Annotated in this window: 16 protein-coding genes; 4 read left to right on the top strand and 12 right to left on the bottom strand. The window is 65.0% G+C overall.

The genetic code is table 11. The annotated features are described in order from the left end of the window. Nucleotides 1–17 precede the first annotated feature (17 nt). Nucleotides 18–590, top strand: a complete 573-nt coding sequence (locus JGU72_RS23145) for a TetR/AcrR family transcriptional regulator (RefSeq protein WP_233532902.1) — start codon at nt 18–20, stop codon at nt 588–590. Between the two features lie 9 nt (nt 591–599). On the opposite strand, the gene mdlC is transcribed toward JGU72_RS23145, so the two are convergent. The 6 genes from mdlC to JGU72_RS23115 form a co-directional block, all read right to left on the bottom strand. Beyond that, on the bottom strand, nt 600–2,210 hold the full coding sequence (gene mdlC / locus JGU72_RS23140) for a benzoylformate decarboxylase (protein ID WP_199686453.1): 1,611 nt from the start codon (nt 2,208–2,210) through the stop codon (nt 600–602). An 88-nt stretch (nt 2,211–2,298) separates the two neighbouring features. Continuing rightward, nucleotides 2,299–3,141 (bottom strand): SGNH/GDSL hydrolase family protein, encoded by an 843-nt coding sequence (locus JGU72_RS23135; RefSeq protein WP_307828574.1) that lies wholly within the window; start codon nt 3,139–3,141, stop codon nt 2,299–2,301. A gap of 67 nt (nt 3,142–3,208) precedes the next feature. Beyond that, nucleotides 3,209–5,404, bottom strand: coding sequence for a catalase/peroxidase HPI (gene katG, locus JGU72_RS23130; RefSeq protein ID WP_199686648.1), 2,196 nt, complete (start codon nt 5,402–5,404; stop codon nt 3,209–3,211). A gap of 77 nt (nt 5,405–5,481) precedes the next feature. Then, the gene (locus tag JGU72_RS23125; RefSeq protein ID WP_199686647.1) at nt 5,482–5,901 is read right to left on the bottom strand and encodes a Fur family transcriptional regulator; all 420 of its coding nucleotides are present in this window, start codon (nt 5,899–5,901) and stop codon (nt 5,482–5,484) included. A gap of 106 nt (nt 5,902–6,007) precedes the next feature. Beyond that, nucleotides 6,008–6,640: a 5,6-dimethylbenzimidazole synthase gene (gene bluB / locus JGU72_RS23120; protein ID WP_199686646.1), complete on the bottom strand. Its 633-nt coding sequence runs from the start codon at nt 6,638–6,640 to the stop codon at nt 6,008–6,010. Between the two features lie 36 nt (nt 6,641–6,676). Then, nucleotides 6,677–7,726, bottom strand: coding sequence for an alpha/beta fold hydrolase (locus JGU72_RS23115; protein ID WP_307828572.1), 1,050 nt, complete (start codon nt 7,724–7,726; stop codon nt 6,677–6,679). A 169-nt stretch (nt 7,727–7,895) separates the two neighbouring features. Between JGU72_RS23115 and JGU72_RS23110 the strand changes: the two genes are divergently transcribed. Next, complete coding sequence (locus tag JGU72_RS23110; RefSeq protein ID WP_199686452.1) at nt 7,896–8,222, top strand: hypothetical protein; 327 nt, start codon at nt 7,896–7,898, stop codon at nt 8,220–8,222. On the opposite strand, the gene nagA is transcribed toward JGU72_RS23110, so the two are convergent. The 4 genes from nagA to JGU72_RS23090 are packed head-to-tail and all read right to left on the bottom strand — an operon-like array spanning nt 8,206 to nt 12,687. Further along, the gene (nagA, locus tag JGU72_RS23105; RefSeq protein ID WP_199686451.1) at nt 8,206–9,360 is read right to left on the bottom strand and encodes an N-acetylglucosamine-6-phosphate deacetylase; all 1,155 of its coding nucleotides are present in this window, start codon (nt 9,358–9,360) and stop codon (nt 8,206–8,208) included. The genes JGU72_RS23110 and nagA overlap by 17 nt on opposite strands. Next, a complete protein-coding gene (locus JGU72_RS23100) occupies nt 9,357–10,376 on the bottom strand; it encodes an SIS domain-containing protein (protein ID WP_199686644.1) in 1,020 nt (339 codons plus the stop codon). Before JGU72_RS23100 ends, nagA begins: the two co-directional genes overlap by 4 nt. A gap of 29 nt (nt 10,377–10,405) precedes the next feature. Then, nucleotides 10,406–11,299 carry an N-acetylglucosamine kinase gene (locus JGU72_RS23095; RefSeq protein WP_199686450.1) on the bottom strand — a complete coding sequence of 298 codons (894 nt, stop codon included), beginning with the start codon at nt 11,297–11,299 and terminating at the stop codon, nt 10,406–10,408. Further along, nucleotides 11,296–12,687 carry a sugar porter family MFS transporter gene (locus JGU72_RS23090; protein WP_463315448.1) on the bottom strand — a complete coding sequence of 464 codons (1,392 nt, stop codon included), beginning with the start codon at nt 12,685–12,687 and terminating at the stop codon, nt 11,296–11,298. The genes JGU72_RS23095 and JGU72_RS23090 overlap by 4 nt, the downstream gene beginning before the upstream one ends. 114 nt (nt 12,688–12,801) lie before the next feature. Here JGU72_RS23090 and JGU72_RS23085 point away from each other — a divergent pair, with 114 nt between their 5' ends. Then, nucleotides 12,802–13,530, top strand: a complete 729-nt coding sequence (locus tag JGU72_RS23085; RefSeq protein WP_199686448.1) for a GntR family transcriptional regulator — start codon at nt 12,802–12,804, stop codon at nt 13,528–13,530. Here JGU72_RS23085 and JGU72_RS23080 read toward each other — a convergent pair. Continuing rightward, nucleotides 13,527–14,237: a TVP38/TMEM64 family protein gene (locus JGU72_RS23080; RefSeq protein ID WP_199686447.1), complete on the bottom strand. Its 711-nt coding sequence runs from the start codon at nt 14,235–14,237 to the stop codon at nt 13,527–13,529. The two genes, JGU72_RS23085 and JGU72_RS23080, sit on opposite strands and share 4 nt — an antisense overlap. Nucleotides 14,238–14,323: 86 nt before the next feature. On the opposite strand from JGU72_RS23080, the gene JGU72_RS23075 reads away from it, so the two are divergent. Further along, nucleotides 14,324–15,661 carry an HNH endonuclease gene (locus JGU72_RS23075; protein WP_199686446.1) on the top strand — a complete coding sequence of 446 codons (1,338 nt, stop codon included), beginning with the start codon at nt 14,324–14,326 and terminating at the stop codon, nt 15,659–15,661. On the opposite strand, the gene JGU72_RS23070 is transcribed toward JGU72_RS23075, so the two are convergent. Next, nucleotides 15,613–16,956 (bottom strand): phospholipase D-like domain-containing protein, encoded by a 1,344-nt coding sequence (locus tag JGU72_RS23070; protein WP_233532914.1) that lies wholly within the window; start codon nt 16,954–16,956, stop codon nt 15,613–15,615. The two genes, JGU72_RS23075 and JGU72_RS23070, sit on opposite strands and share 49 nt — an antisense overlap. Nucleotides 16,957–17,020: the final 64 nt, after the last annotated feature.

Below are 17,020 nucleotides of genomic sequence, written 5' to 3'. Positions count from 1 at the left end.
ATGAGACGATGCCCGGGATGTCCAGGAAAGCCACGTCCCAGAAGACGGCGAAGTCGCGCCTCACAGTCGACGACTGGATTGCCGGCGCGCTGGCTCTGCTGCGCCGCGAGGGCGTAGGCGCAATTCGCATCCCTCGACTGTGTGAAGAACTCGGCGTCACGAAAGGCAGCTTCTACTGGCACTTCGACGATGTCGACCAGCTGCTCGAAGCCATTACCGACTACTGGTGCGGAACACAGAACGACGCAGTTCGCGGACTGTCCGAACTCGAATCACTGAGCGTGGCGGAACGGCTCGAAGTCATGGGCACACGGCTGACGAGCGAATCCGCGTGGACGGTGGAGTCCACGGTCAGAGACTGGGCGCGAACCAACGAGCGAGTAGCCAAAGCTGTGCGCGAGCTCGACCTGCGGATCTTCGAGGTGATTCAGAAGTCGTTGCTGGAGCTGGACCTGACGCCCGAGCAGGCACGCACCCGGGCGGGCGTGCTCGTCTTTGCTGGAATCGGATTCGTGCACGGCCACGACAGTCTCCCGACGCCGTCGGCTGCCGACATGCGCGAGTTGTTCAGCGTCCTGATGCGAAAGTAGCGCAGCCGGTCAGATACCGAAGCCCTTGGCCGGGGTGGTGCGAACGTTGATGAGGGTGGGCCCGTTGCGGTCGGCGATGCTCGACCGCAACAGTTCGTTCAGATGGTCGGTGTCGGTGACATCGTGCGCCTCGACGCCGTACCCGCGGGCGATGGTCACGATGTCGAGCCCGGGTAGATCGAGGCCGGGGACGCCCGGAGTCTGTTCGATCATGCCGAACTGTTTGAGAACGCCGTATTCGGCATTCGACGCCACGACGATCGTCACGGGGATCTTGTAGTGCACCGCGGTCCACAGCGCCGTGATGGCGTACTGGATCGACCCGTCACCCATCAACGCCACGACCGGCCGGTCCGGTGCGGCGAGTTGCGCGCCGACCGCCGCAGGCAGCCCGAACCCGAGTCCGCCGCCCGCGGCAGAGACGTGGGAGAAAGGTTTCTCAGCGCGGATGCAGGTGGCGATCGTGCCCTCGTTGCTGCCCGCCTCCGACACCCAGAGCGTGTCGGACGGCGCAGCCTTCCCAACCGTCGACCACAGCGCCTCCGGACTCAACGGCACGGCCGACGCCGTAACCTCGCCGACCGCAGCCCTGGCCGGTGGCGCGGGACGCTGCGTCTTCGCAACCAAACCGAGCAATGCCTCTGCCGCACAACGGATATCGGCGACAATTGCCTCCCCGATAGGCGCGCGTGCAGCTTCGTCAGGATCGTTCGTGATGTGGACGAGCGACGTGCCGGGCGGCAGGTACGGGCCCGGAATTTGGGGGTAGTAGCGAAATGCCGGTGCCCCCAGGACGACGACCAGGTCGCGCCCTGACAGAGTCGCCGCAACCCAGCCGCGCCCGGGCGGCAGCATTCCCTGATACAGCGGGTGATTCTCCGGAAATCCGGTGAGACCGGTCAGCGGCGCGCTCCAGACAACCGCGTTGAGGCGTTCTGCCAACGCGATCACCGCGTCCCACGCGCCGTAGCGTTCGACGTCACCACCGACGACAAGTGCGGGCGCCGACGCGGCATCGAGTCGCGCGGCGAGGTCCGCAGCGATCGCACCGCCGAATCCGCCTGCGTGCGTGATCTTTCGGTCGCGGACAATCGCAATGTCGGCCACCTGCGTTTCGTCGAGTTCGACGTCGAGGTCGTCCATCGGCATCGACACGAACACCGGGCCCATCGGCGGCGTCGTGGCGAGATGGATTGCGCGCGCGAGAACGGCCGGCACCTCGCTCGCAATTGCCGGTTCGGCAGACCACTTCACGAAGGGCTTGGGCACGATCGTCGCGTCGAAGTTGGTCAGCAGGCAGTACTGGTTCTGCATGTTGCGCCGCTGGTTACCCGCCGTGACGATGAGCGGCGTCTTGTTCACGAACGCGTTGTACAGCGCCCCCTGCGCATTGCCGACGCCGGGCGCGGTGTGCAGGTTGACCAGCGCGGGCTTGCCGGTGATCTGCGCGTACGCGTCTGCCATGCCTACCGGGATCATCTCCTGCAGACCGAGGATGTACCGAAAATCGGCCGGAAAGTCCACCAGCAGGCTGAGCTCGGACGAGCCAGGATTGCCGAACCACGTTGTGAGACCGTGGGTTCGAAGCAAATCAAGCGTTGCGTCGCGAACAGTCGTCATGCCAGTTCTCCTTCACGACAGTTGAACCTTCGAGGAATACGATCCCCTCTGGTCGGCTTTCTGCGGGTGAGAACGAGCAAGAACGAGATCAACTCACTCCGGAAGCTCTCATCGCGGCGACCACGACGTCGGCTACGCCTTGCATCCCTTCGAGAGTCGGGTGATAGGGCACGAGAGTCTGGCCCGCGACCAACGGCTCGAACCAGCGAATCCCTGGTGCCGCGCACATGTCGTGGCCGGTCGATCGGGCACGGGTGTCGATGTAGACAGCGTCGTGCGCTACTGCCTCGCGCGACACGACGTCGTTCAGTGCGTCGAATTTCGACTGGATATAGGCGGCGTCTCGTGGCGTGAGCCCGATCAGATCAGCACAACTGGTGTCTCGGACGTAGAGCGGCCAACCGTCGACGAAGACCGTCGCGTTCGGGGCGAGTTGGTGGATCTGCCGCAATGCGGTCGCGTAGGCCGGTCCCACCGCGGCAATATCGTTGCCCCACAGTGGGTCCTGACTGTCCGAACACGCGCGCCCGGCCAACGAACCGACATGGCAGGCAAGGATATTGCGTGTGAACTGCGCGTCGTTCGCCCCGATGTGCAGCGTGACAACCTTCGTGTTCGGGCCGAGACCATCGAACTGCGGTGCCACGCCCGGGCTCTGCGAAGTCGTGAGGTGCGGTATCCGCGCGGAGCTGCAGGTTCGGTCATCGAGTTGTAAACCCAGTTCCCGCGCAACCAGTTTCGGCGTATTCGTCGTCGACTGCGCACACAGCAGGGGTGCATCGACATCGAAGTTCTGGATTCCGGTGGTAGCAGCGCCGGAGTCGCCGAGAGCGACATACTCGGCGCCGCCGGGAGCGCCAGTGGCAACCCCGGGAACCAGAGCAGCAAGCAACAACGACCCGAGTACCGGCAACATCTTTCGTGTTCGCACTCGGAAGAGCCTACGACCGAATCCAGGCCGGCCCTAGTGGACCGGCCTGGATGTCGGATCGAACAGATCAGGCGATGTCGAACCGATCGAGGTTCATGACCTTGTCCCATGCCGCGACGAAGTCCTGAACGAACTTCTCCTTGGCATCGTCGGACGCGTAAACCTCGGCAACTGCCCGCAATTCGGAGTTCGAACCGAACACGAGGTCAGCCCGAGTGCCGGTCCACTTGACCGCACCCGCGGAGTCGCGGCTCTCGAACGTCTCCGCCGGCTCGGAAACCGGCTTCCACTCCGTGTTCAGGTCGAGCAGGTTCACGAAGAAGTCGTTCGTCAACGACTCCGGCGCATCCGTGAGCACGCCCAGCTTCGACTGCTGGAAGTTGGCGCCCAGCACGCGCAGACCGCCGACGAGGACAGTCATCTCCGGAGCACTCAGCGTAAGCAGGTTCGCCCGGTCGACCAACAGGAACTCGGCCGGCAACCGGTTGCCCTTGCCCGCGTAGTTACGGAAACCGTCTGCAGCAGGCTCGAGCGCGGAGAAGGACTCCACGTCGGTCTGCTCCTGGGTGGCATCCGTACGTCCCGGTGTGAACGGAACCTGGACCTCCACGCCGCCGTTCTTGGCGGCCTTTTCGACAGCCGCAACGCCGCCGAGGACGACGAGGTCCGCGAACGACACCTTCTTGGTTCCGGTCTGCGCGGAGTTGAAGGTCTGCTGGATTCCCTCGAGGGTGCGCACAACCTGAGCGAGGTCGTCAGGGTTGTTGACCTCCCACCCGCTCTGCGGCTGCAGGCGGATGCGGCCACCGTTTGCACCGCCACGCTTGTCGCTGCCACGGAACGACGATGCCGCCGCCCACGCGGTCGAAACCAATTGCGAGACAGTCAATCCTGACGAGAGGATCTGGCTCTTGAGAGCCTCGACGTCGGCAGCGTCGACCAGGTCATGGTCGACCGCGGGGACCGGGTCCTGCCACAGCAACTCTTCCTGCGGAACTTCCGGTCCGAGGTAGCGCGCGATGGGTCCCATGTCGCGGTGCGTCAACTTGAACCAGGCCCGCGCAAAGGCATCCGCGAACTCGGCCGGATTCTCGAGGAATCGTCGCGAGATGGGCTCGTAGATCGGGTCGAAGCGCAGCGAGAGGTCGGTCGTGAGCATCGTCGGATGCGTCTTCGTCGAACCGAACGCATTCGGCACGCTGTCGGCTGCGGCGCCGTCCTTCGGCTTCCACTGGTTGGCACCGGCCGGGCTCTTGAACAGTTCCCACTCGTGGCCGAACAGGATCTCGAAGAAGCTGTTGTCCCACGCGGTGGGCGTGTTGGTCCAGATGCCTTCGAGACCGCTGGTGACTGCGTCGGCACCCACACCGGTGTTGAACGAGTTCTTCCAGCCGAGCCCCTGCTCCTCGATCGGAGCACCCTCCGGCTCGGGACCGACGTACTGATCCGGATCTGCCGCGCCGTGCGTCTTACCGAAGGTGTGCCCACCAGCGATCAGGGCAACGGTCTCCTCGTCGTTCATCGCCATCCGGCGGAACGTCTCGCGGATGTCGACAGCGGCGGCCAACGGGTCCGGATTTCCGTTCGGGCCTTCGGGATTCACGTAGATGAGGCCCATCTGGACCGCGCCGAGCGGCTTCTCCAGCTCGCGGTTTCCGGTGTAGCGCTCATCGCCGAGCCACGTGGTCTCGGGACCCCAGTAGACGTCCTCGTCGGGCTCCCACACGTCCGCGCGACCACCGGCGAAGCCGAAGGTCTCGAAGCCCATCGTTTCGAGCGCAACGTTGCCGGTGAGCACCATGAGGTCGGCCCACGAAAGCTTCTGGCCGTACTTCTTCTTGACGGGCCACAGAATGCGGCGCGCCTTGTCGAGGTTGCCGTTGTCCGGCCAGCTGTTGAGCGGCGCAAAGCGCTGCTGGCCCGCACCCGCACCGCCGCGGCCGTCACTGATGCGGTAGGTGCCCGCACTGTGCCATGCCATCCGGATCATGAGCGGGCCGTAGTGCCCGAAGTCGGCCGGCCAGAAGTCCTGCGACGTCGTCAGCACTTCCGCGATGTCTTGCTTCACGGCGGCGAGGTCGAGAGTCTTGAACTGCTCGGCGTAGTTGAATCCGCCGCCCATCGGGTCGGCGACGGCGGGGTTCTTGCGGAGAATCTTCAGGTTGAGCTGGTCGGGCCACCAGCCTCGGTTTCCGCCGCCCTGAGTCGGGTGCGGGGCGCGTGCGGCCGTTACGGGGCAACGGCTTTCGCTCTCCTCGTTCATCTCTCCAACAACGGCGTCAGGACTGTCAGACACGGGAATCCTTCCGGGATCACAGGAACTAATTTTCGGGCTGAGAACTATTGGGGGCTGAGCTGTTCGTTCGGTGTAGTGGTGCAATCGGGACACAGGCCCCAATAAATGACCTCGGCCTCGTCGATCGCGAAGCCATGGTCATGCGAGGCGGTCAAGCAAGGCGTGGTGCCGACAGCGCAATCGACATCGGCGATCGCGCCGCACGATCGGCACACGACATGGTGATGGTTGTCCCCGACGCGCGATTCGTACCGGGCCGCCGAACCCGACGGCTGAATCCGCCGCACCAGCCCGACGGCCGTCAGCGCGCGCAGCACGTCGTACACCGCCTGATGCGAAACATCGCCGAGATCGTCACGGACGAAGCCGATGATCTCGTCCGTGTCGGCGTGCGGGTGACTGTGCACGGCACTCAACACAGACACCCGGGGACGAGTCACGCGCAGCGAGACTTCGCGCAACATCTGCGGGTAGTCCAAGGGCGTGGCCACGTCCGGAAGTCTGCCCCCTTTTCTTGAAAGAGTCAAGAAAAGGATCTAGGTCGCGCACGCTCAGGAAGCCGCTGCACCCTCACAACTGAGGTCGCGGCGCGAACTCTTCCCAATGCACGGCCGATTCGAGCGGGCGGCGTGGTCGCCATCCGAATCGCTCCAGATCGGGTGTCGCCGCAAACTCCGCTACCGGGCCGACGCAGAGCCATGCGATCGGGCGCACCGCCGCAGGAATGCGTAGCAGATCGACGAGAAACGGCTCGTCATAGAAGGACACCCAGCCGACACCGATGCCTTCGGCCACCGCAGCCAGCCACAGGTTCTGGATCGCTAGAACAGCGGAGAACACACCCGTATCTGCGATGGTTCGCTGACCGAGCACGTGCGGTCCACCGCGGTCGGAGCTGTACGTCACGACGACGCCGGTCCCGCTCTCGACCACGCCGTCGATCTTGATCGGGTCGAATGTTGCGGCGCGGTCGGCTGGCAGTGAATCGGCGAAGAGCCGGCGCTGCTCGGCAACATGAGCAGCGAATTTCGCCAACTTTCCCGCATCGCGCACGACGACGAAGTCCCATGGCTGCGTGTTGCCGACGCTCGGCGCCCGATGCGCTGCGTCGAGCAACCGCAGCAGCACGTCGTCGGTGATCGTCGAGCCGGTGAACTCCGCCCGCACATCCCGGCGCATTCGGATGGCGTCGTACACCGTCATGTCATCGGGCATGCGACAAACCTAGACGGACCGAAATCAGGCCTCGAGGAAGTCCTCGATCAGCGGCCAGGTCGCCGTGCGCGCCTCAGGTCCGGCAACCATGCCGAGGTGACTGCCCCCGACCTCTTCGTAACGCGCCTCCACGGCACCGGTCAGAACGTCGACACCGGCAGCGACCGCCGCGGCGGGTGCCAGAATGTCGGAACGGCTGCCGATCAGCAGCACGCGGCAGGTCAGCTTCGAGAGCTCGATGACGCAATTGCGGCGCAGGTTGACCGTGCCCTTGGCCAGTTCGTTGCGCTGGATGAATTGCCGGTAGGACTGGCGATACAGACGACCCGGGTAACCCGGCATCTCGCCGATGAATCGATCGATCGATTCCATCCGCGCGAGCGCCTCGGTGTTTGCGAGATTGCGCGCGATGAAGACTGGACGCGTGATCTCACGCGAGAAAGCCTGCACCCGGAAACCTGCGCGAACAGCCTGCTTCGGGATGCCGCCGAACCACTTCGTCGGCTCGGTGACTTCCCGGCCGCCGGTGTATCGCGCGATGGCACGCGGCAGTGCGACGCCGGGGTTCTTGCGCTGATCGAACGGCGTACCGATCGCGGTGACCGAAGCTATCGGCAGGTCAGCGTGTGCGGCGGCGGTCAGAATGCTGATCGTCCCACCGAACGACCAGCCGATCAGATCGACCGGAGCGCCGCCGTGCTCGGCAGAAACCCGGCGAACGGCCGCGGGAATTATGTCGTGGGTCCACTCTTCGAAACCGAGGTTGCGGTCCTCGTACCCGATCTCGCCGTAGTCGATGACATAGGCCTGCTTACCGATGTCGAGCAGGTACTCCGCCAGGCTCTGACCGGGTCGCAAGTCGTAGCAAGAAATAGTCACCGCGAGAGGCGGCACCAGCAGAACCGGGTTTCCGGTCGCCGGCGTCGACCGGTCGTATCGACTCAGATGCCGATGCGGTTCGTCGTAGATGGTCGTCGACGGCGTCGGAACGCGCTGTTCGATACCGTCACCGAACGACAATGCCCACGCATTACGCAAGGCGACCGGCAGGTCCGCCACGATCGTCCCGCTCACGATTTCTCCTTGTCGACGATGACACAAGCGTTACCCAGGATCCCGTGTCCCAGGTAAATCCTGCAAGGAAGAGTGACGTATCCCCTAGTTGGGGAGGCAGCGCCGAGCGGGCACCCGATACCGTTGCGGTCTGCGCGAGAAAGGGCTGACGGAATTGACAGGGCCAGGGATGGACGGATCGGACGCCGATTTCGCCCACACAGACAGAGCCGGAAACATGCGGCGCGAGAAGGCAATCACGCTGGCTCGCTATGTCTGGGAACGCGGTATCGATGCCGTGGAACTGCAGACTCTGAGCGATGAGCAGCGTCGCAAACTCGCCCGTGCCGCCGGTGTCAACCCGCCGAGCACGTCCGAAACCTGGAACGAGGTCGCCGGACTCCTGGACCGCAAGGACGCGTGGGCGGCAGCCAATCCCGATCATCCGTCGGCGACTCCGCAGCTGGTCGACGAGAAGATCATGTGGATCAAACCACCGATCACACCGTGGACCTGAGTCGCCAGTAGCCGCCGAGCAGCACGTCGAGAACGGAGCCGTTGCTGTCCAGGACGACAAGGTCCGCGCGGCGGCCCACGCGCAGAGCGCCCACATCGGCTAGCCCCAATGCACGGGCGGGGGTCGTCGATGTCATGTCGACGGCCGCGACCAGCGCCGAGTCCGATGCGATGCCGCCCCGCATACGCAGCGCGGTGCGGAACAGTTCGTCCATCGTCGCGGTACTGCCTGCGACGGTCGATGTCCCGCGGACACGGGCGACCTGCTGTTCGACTTCGACCTCAAGCGTTCCCAGCCGGTAGAACCCGTCTGTCATTCCGGCGGCGGACATGGCATCCGTGATCAGCGAAACCCGTTCGGGTCCAGCAACTTCCATGACTTGACGGACGAGCGCCGGGTGCACGTGCACGCCGTCGGCAACGACTTCGACGGTCACCCGCGGATCCTCGAGCAACGCGAGCGCGGGTCCGGGCTCGCGGTGATGCAGCGGCCGCATCGCGTTGAAGATGTGCGTGCCGACGGTCGCACCGGCTGCCAGCGCCCGAGTCGTCTGCTCGTAGGTTGCGTCGGTGTGCCCGATTGCGACGACCACACCGCCGTCCACGAGGCGGCGAACGGCCTCCACGCCACCCTCCAGTTCCGGTGCGAGCGTGACCATTCGGATCGCCCCGTTGCCCGCGGCCAGGACGGCGGCGATTTCACCAGGATCGGGATCTCGCAACTGTGTTGCATCGTGCGCGCCGCACCGGGCGGAGCTCAACCACGGACCCTCCAGATGAATTCCCGCGAGCGTGCCGTTGCCGACCTGTTCGGACAGCACCCGAACCGTGCCGAGCAACTCGCTGGGGGAAGCGGTGACCAGGCTGGCGACCGTGGTCGTGGTGCCGTGCCGAAGGTGGAACGCGGCGGCGCGCGAGACCTCGGCCTCGACACCGTCGGTATAGGACGCGCCACCGCCGCCGTGCACATGCATGTCGACGAAGCCGGGGACGACGACGGCATCGGGAAATTCTGCGTCGACAGGTCGCGGTGGGGCACCGGCACCGCATGCGACGACCCGGCCGGCTGCGAACTCCAACCAGCCCGGTCGGCAGACCCGGCCGTCGAGCACCATCGTGCCGGCGCTGATCAGGGTCATAGCGTTTCCGTCACCTTGTACAGACCCCGTGGCTTGTCCGGATTCTCACCGCGTGCAATCGCCAGGTGCATCGCCAACTGTTGCAGCGGAAGGATTTCCAGCAGTGGCGACAGCGCATCCGGCACACCGCCCGGGAGTGCTATACCGCCCGCGAGGTTTTCCAACAGCGCCGCCGATCCAACCCCGAACACGTCGGCGTTTCGCTCGGCCAACCGCGAGAGCACCGGCGCCATCGCCTGACCGCCGGCACCCTCGGGAACGATCGCCAGGACGGGCACCTGCGGGTCGACGGTTGCGAGTGGTCCGTGCAGGAGGTCGGCACCTGAAAATGCCTGGGCCGAAAGGTAGGACGTCTCCATCAACTTCAGCGCGGCCTCACGTGCGGTGGGATAGGAGTACCCGCGCCCGGTCGTGATCAGTCGCTGCGCGAAGCGGTAGCGCTGGGCAACGCCGTGAACGAGGTCGTCGGATTCCAGCACCCGGGCACCCAGGTCGGGCAGAGCGGCAGCCTCGGCCCCGTCGCCGCCACGAACCCGCTCGAGCAACAGGTAGAGCGCGAGCAACTCTGCGGTGTAGGACTTCGTCGCCGCCACCGATCGCTCGGCCCCGGCGAGGACGTCGACGTGAATGTCGGCGGCAGCAGCCAGCGGCGACTCTGCGTTGTTCGTGATGGAAAGGGTCAGTGCGCCTTGCTGTCTCGCGACCTCGACCGACCGCACCAGATCGGGCGAGCCGCCGGATTGGCTCACGGCGATATAGAGAACGTCGCGAAGGTCGGGCCTGGCGCCATAGACGGTCATCGTCGAAGGCGAAACGAGCCCAGCGGGCAAGCCATGGTTGATCTCGACGAGGTACTTCGCATACAGCGCGGCGTGGTCGCTTGTGCCGCGAGCAACGAACAGCACGAAACGTGGTGCACGGTCGACGATTTGCGCGGACGCGGCAGCAATTGCGGCGGCCCCGTCGGTCAGCAGCCTGCGCCACACTTCTGGTTGTTCGGCGATCTCGGCGGCCATGAGCCGGCCGGGGAGGTCGAGTGTTGTTGTCATCGAAGGTCTCCTAGGTTGGGTTCGGAGCGAGCTAACGTCACTGCTCCGCGAACGGGGTCGATGTCGAGGACGCGAACATCGTCGAGGCCACGTCGGTCGAGATGGTTGCGAACGGCGTTCTGCAGCAACGGCTGGTGCACCGCGAGCCCGCCGGCAAGTACGGTCGGTCCGGGAAGATCGAGCTTCTCCGAGACCGCGACAGCGAGGTCGGCCAGTGCGGTTGCGGCAGCCTCGACGATTTCGGAGCTGGCCCGATCACCGGCTTCGGCGAGTTCGAAAACCATCCGTGCGCGCCCTGCCCAGTAGCGGCGCTCTGGGTGTGCGTAGAAGTGGTCGAGAAGTTCATCGGGACAACGCAATTCGCATTCGGCCACCAGTTGACGGCCGAGTCGGTCGGCCTGCGAGCCGGTGTCGACGCGACGTAGTGTCCGGCGCACAGCTTCGCGTGCGACCCAGTATCCACTGCCTTCGTCGCCGAGTGCGTAGCCCCAACCGCCCGCTCGCGCGTGCCGTCCGGCGCGGCGTCCCCATGCCACCGATCCTGTTCCGGCGATCAGTGCGATACCGTCCTCGACGCCTGCCGCAGCAAGTATCAATTCGCTGTCGTGGACGACGCGGATGCGGGCACCTGGCAGTCGAGAGGCCAGTAGTTCGCGCAGGCGAGCCGCACCGGCTGGGGAGTCAACCCCGGCGGCGCCTGCGCACACGGACTGAATGTCTTTGTTGCCCAATTGCTCCAGGATGATGTCGAGCTGCCGACCTGCTTCGGCCGGTCCGACGGAGGTGACGTTCGCACTGCCGGCGAGGGCCTCGGCGACAACCACACCGTTCTCCGAACGAGCAGCGTGGGTCTTGGATCCGCCGATATCGAGACCGAGGACGGTGGTCACGCCCGGTCACCGGCCAGCACGTCGTCGGAGTCGTTCGGCCATGTGCCGTTGTTCTCCCAGAAGTGCCGGATGTCTTCGAGTTGCCTGCCCTTCGTCTCCGGTGCGAAGCGGTAGACGAAGACCATGCTGAGGAGCGCGAGGATCCCGAACACCGCGAATGTGCCTGCGCCGCCGAGGGAGTTGAGCATCGTGAGGAAGAACGCTGCAACGATTGCGTTGGCGACGAGGTCTGAGGTGAGCATCGCGCTCGAACCCATCGAACGCAGCCGCGACGGGAAACTCTCGCCGGCGTATACCCACACCAGGGCGCCGAATCCGAAGGTGAAGCCGACGGTGAAGAGCAGTACGCCGAAGAAGCCGAGCGCGGTGAGCGCGCCGCCGAAGTCGGATCCGACCACGAATACTCCGATCAGCAGAATGTTTGCCGCAACCATCATGCCGATTCCGCCGAGCAGAATGGGCCTGCGGCCGACTCGGTCGACCATCACGAGCGAGACGAACACGGCGATGAGGGCGGCGACCTGCACAAGCGCCGGTAGCACGAGGAGGGAGAAGTTGCCTTCGAAGCCCATCGCCTCGAACAGTCGCGGGCTGTAGTAGACGATTGCGTTGATGCCGGTGATCTGAATGAAGAAGCCGAGTCCGACGACAAAGATGGTGGCGCGTAAGTAGGGACGGCGCAGCATTTCCCGGATCACCCCGCCGGACTCATCTGTAAGCGCACGCTTGATTTCGGCCAGTTCCGCGTCGACGTCAGCGGACGGCTCGACTTGCAACAACGTCCGACGGGCCTCTGCGACACGGCCTTTGAGCATGTACCACCGCGCGGTGTCCGGCATGCGTAGCAGCAGGACCATCGTCACTACGGCGGGAACTGCTGCCAACCCGAGCATCCACCGCCAACTCTGCGTTTCGGCCAGGAAGTACGCGCCGAGGTACCCAATGATGATGCCGACGACGGTCGCCACCTGGTATGCGACAAGCAGGGAACCACGCACTTTCGCCGGCGCCGACTCGGCAACGAAGACCGGAACCACCACAACCGAAACGCCGATTGTCAGGCCGAGCAGGAGGCGTGCCACCAGGAGCATCGGTACCGATACCGATAGCGCACTGAGCAGGGCGAATGCCGCATAGGCCGCAGCGACAAGGACCATCGACTTCTTGCGCCCGATCGCGTTTGCGAGCCAGCCGCCGCCGATCGCACCAGCTATTTCGCCGATGACGACTGCAGTGGTGACCAGTTCCTGCTGGCGGGTGCTGAGGTCGAACTCGTTGGTGATGAAGAGCAACGCGCCGGCGATGTTCGACATGTCGTAGCCGTAGATGACGCCGACGCTGGCGGCGGTTATCGCGACGAGAAGTCCCACTCTGGAGGACTCTCGCAAGTCGCGGATGGTGCCCATTCTGCTTCCTCTCACTGGGCTAAATTGGTATATACCAATGTGATGAGGTACACATTGGCATATACCAATTTGGCCGTCAAGGGGTAAGTTGACTTCATGATCGAGGCAGTTGCGAGCGTCGCGAGCGCGAGTGCGGGTTCCCCGCGCTATTTCCAGGTGAAACTGGCACTGAAGGAACTGATCGGCAACCTGGATGCCGGAGCGTCGCTGCCGCCGGAGCGACCGCTCGCCGAGCAACTCGGCACCTCCCGGACAACCCTGCGCAAGGCACTCGCCGAACTCGCCGGCGAGGGGGTGCTTCGCCGCACACAGGGCAGCGGCAACTTCGTCGCACCACCGAAGATCGTGCACGTTCGCCAGCTCACGTCACTCACCGACGACCTCGGTGCCGAAGGGCTGCAAGCAAGTTCACGCATTCTCGAGCTCGAGCGGATCCGCGCGGACGCAGACGTCGCGGGTCACCTGGAGATCGCGCCGGGGGAGCGCATCCATCGACTGTCGCGCCTGAGGTTTGTCGACGGCGAACCGCTCGCGATCGAGATCGCCCACCTGCCCGGGCGGCTGGCCGGCTTCGAAGCCCGCCTGACAGAACGCGGTTCGCTGTACGCAACACTGCGCGAGTGCTACGGCCGCCAGGTCGCGACAGTCGAGGACACCGTCGAAACAGCGCTCACGACACCGGCCGAGGCGGACCTCCTCGGAGTCGGCACCGGGCAACCCCTGCTGCTTTTCCATAGGACGGCACGAGACCCGTCCGGGCAGATCATCGAATGGACGCGATCGGTCTACCGTGGCGACCGGTTCCGGTTCGTCGCGCGAGCCTAATCGTCCTCGGCCGCGGCCTTCGAATGCGCGCGCCACGATTTGACGGCCCTGCGCACACCCTCCACCCCGGCTATCGCGGTGACACACCAAATGACAAGTGCGGCAACGCCGAGTGGCGATGCAGGATCGTCGACAACCGAACCGAGCGCGGTATAGACGAAGGCACGCGGCGCCGATCCGATCAACGCGCCCAAAGCCATCTGCCACAGCGGCACACCGATCGCCCCGAACGCGTACGACGCCGCGGCGTCGGAGATACCCGGAATCAGCCGCTGGCCCGCGACCGCCCAGAGGCCGCGCCTTTCGAGCTGATAATCGAGCCAGGACATGCGCCGTGGGCCGATCAACGCCCGAGCGCTTTCCAGCCCGCCACGCCGACCGAGGCGGTTGGCGATCAGTGCCGTGCCGACCGTCGAACTCAGGGTCACCACGGTTCCGAGAACCGGCCCGAAGAGGAGACCACTTGTCGCGGCGAGAATCGGCCCCGGCACGAACACCGCAGCAAGCACGGCGGAGACGACGACGAACGCAACCGGTGCCAGCGGGCCGGCCGCTTCGACCGTTCGGCGGAGCCCGTCGACGTCGACGAGATCGGTCGTCGCACCGATAACGAACAGCGCGGTCAAGAACAAGCCGAAAAGAGCGAGACGCACCAGATGCCGACGATTGGACGGAGCCGGGGCGGGAGTCTCTTCGGCGTTCGTCATGTCGCGACAATCGTCGCCGAGCGGGGCGGTTGCCGCAAACCGACTGGGTGTTGCGCTAGGTCGAGAGCAGGACATGTGTAGAACACATGTTCGACTCGGGGGGGATCGTGCAGGCAGTCGCCGCTGTCGCATACCAGCTAGCGAGTCTGGATCGAAGCGTGGACGACAGGACCCGCATCGATCTGATCAGAGCTCTGGAGGAGCTGAAATCCTCTTGTGCCGCAGCGCAAGTGAAGGCGACCGCCGATCTGGATGCGTCCCGCAGAGCGGCTCATGCGGCCGCCGGCGTGCCTCCGCCACAGCGGGGGCGGGGCGTCGGCGCTGAGGTCGCGTTGGCGCGACGGACGTCTCCGTACTGGGGAGGGCGCCACCTCGGACTCGCCAAAGCGCTGGTGCACGAGATGCCGAGCACGCTGGCACTCCTGGAATCGGGGGTGCTCAGCGAATGGCGCGCGACGCTCCTGGTTCGAGAGACTGCCTGCCTGAGCCGCGCCGATAGGGCGGTGGCAGACCGGGAGCTGTGCGCCGACCCGGACCGGCTATACGGGCTCGGAGACAAAGCGTTGATTGCGTTGGTGCGCAGCGTGGTTGCGCGCATAGATGTCGAAGCGGTGGTCCGCCGAAACAGCAATGCCGTCACGGATCGGCGTGTCAGCGTTCGGCCGGCCCCTGACACGATGAGCAACCTCAGCGCGCTGCTACCGGTCCGTGATGGCGTCGCCGTATATGCGACGCTGCGTCGCGACGCCGACAGCGTCATCGCCCACGGCGACAAGCGGACGCGGTCCCAGATCATGGCCGACCTACTCGTCCGGCGCGTCACGGGTCTGGATTCGCCGAAGGCGGCGCCGATCACCGTCAACCTCGTCGTGTCGGATCAGTCGTTGTTGGCGGGCGGCACGGAACCTGCGCACATCCCGGGATTCGGGCCGATTCCCGCAGCAGTCGCGCGCGACTGGATAGCCACGGCATCCGATCCGGAGTCGGAGGAAGCCCTGTTGATGCGTCGGATCTACGCGAACCCTGCGACAGGCGCGATGACCGCAACGGAATCCACCGCGCGTCGCTTTCCGGCCGGCTTGGCCCGGTGGTTCGAGATTCGCGACCGCACCTGCCGGACGCCGTACTGCGGAGCGCCGATCAGGCACAACGACCACATCGAACCCCACGAGAACGGTAGAGCGACAACCGCCGAAAACGGCGCCGGACTGTGCGAGGCGTGCAATCACGCCAAACAAGCGCCCGGCTGGACCAGTCGACGGGTCGACAGTGCACGAGGAGGCCTGCATCGGTACGTGTTCACGACCCCGACAGGGCACCGCTACCGATCCACGGCACCACCGTTGCCGAGGCCCCTTCCGGTGCGGATCGACTACTATCGGCCGGTCGAAAAAATACTCGTCGACTTCAACGCAGCGGCCTGAGCGGTGCGAATCCACTCCGGCAGCAACGCCGGCGGACTCTCGGGGTCCATCAACTCGTTCTCGGCAAGGACGTTGTCTTCCCCCTCGACATCGTCGGGCTCGAAGGGCACCAACGTCCGGCCGGGCTGCTCGCGCAGCACCTCGATAGCGCCGATCACCGAACTTTCGGCAGCGTGGATCGCTTCTGCGAGTTCGGATTCGGTGACACCCAGGTGCTCACAGAGCAGATCGTCGCGGATGGCGGTTACGCCGGGCACACCTTCGACCGCGAGGTCACACTCGGTGTCGAAACCCATCGAACGATTGTTGAGATTGGAGGAACCGATCCGAAACAGTCGGTCGTCCATCACGAGGACCTTCGCGTGTACGTAGATCGGCGATCCCGCAGCAGTCACCGGATAGTAGGCACGGAACCGGCCGTGCTTGTCCGCCTCCCACAGCAGGTGCAGCAATCGGTGCCGTGCACCGTCCATGGCTTTCTGCTCGAGCCAGCCCTCGGCGTGGCGAGGAAGAACGAGCACGATCTCTGGACACTCGGGGTCTTGGAGTCGTTGCGCGATCGCATCGGCAAGAGTCCGTGCGGCGAGGTACTGACTCTCGATGTAGAGCGTGTCCCGCGCCGACAGAATGGCGGCCAGGTACAGCGCTTCGATCTCGCGGACCTCTTCATGCGCCGCGAATTCAGGCCGGGTCCTCGCGATTCCGACATCGACGCCGCGCAGTGTCGGCTCCAGAAAGTCCGGCCACACATGGGCATCGCCCGCGTCGATCGGCGCCAACTCTTCGCCTGAAGCAGTGAACCATCGATCGCGGGCGAGTTCGCCGAGCGCTCCCGCGACCGCGCCGTCGACTGCGACGGTCGCGTCATGCCAGGGGCCGTGCTGCGCGCCACCGGGGTCGGTCCGTCGCTCGTCGACCTCCCTGTGCTCGCGGGAGTCCCAGCGCTCGACCGTCATGTCGATACCACCGCAGAACGCGAAAGCGTCGTCGATCACGACGATCTTCTGGTGATGTGCCGAGCCGACCGGATGTGCCGAATCCGCGCGAAGGTGCAGGCGCTTGTCGGTGATCCAATTGAGCAGGAATATCGGCGGCATACCGCGCCCGATGCCGGTGAAGACACCGATGTCCCACTTGAGCAAATAGATGTCGAGCTCTGGCTGCCGGTCGATGAGCCACGACAGAAAGTCGCCGAGTCGGTTAGGGCCCTCGAGGGTGGCCTCGTTGGGCTCCAGTTCGATTCGAGTGTCGAAATCCCAGCCGATCAACATGATTCGACTACGGGCTTGGAGCATCGCTGCTTTCGCCGCACGGAAGTAGTCGGCGGCATCGACGATGTAGGCAAGTCGCTCGGCTCGT

The sequence above is a fragment of the Antrihabitans auranticaus genome (assembly GCF_016481275.1).
In the GTDB taxonomy this organism is placed as follows: domain Bacteria; phylum Actinomycetota; class Actinomycetes; order Mycobacteriales; family Mycobacteriaceae; genus Antrihabitans.
This window is presented reverse-complemented; position numbering and strand designations above follow the sequence as displayed.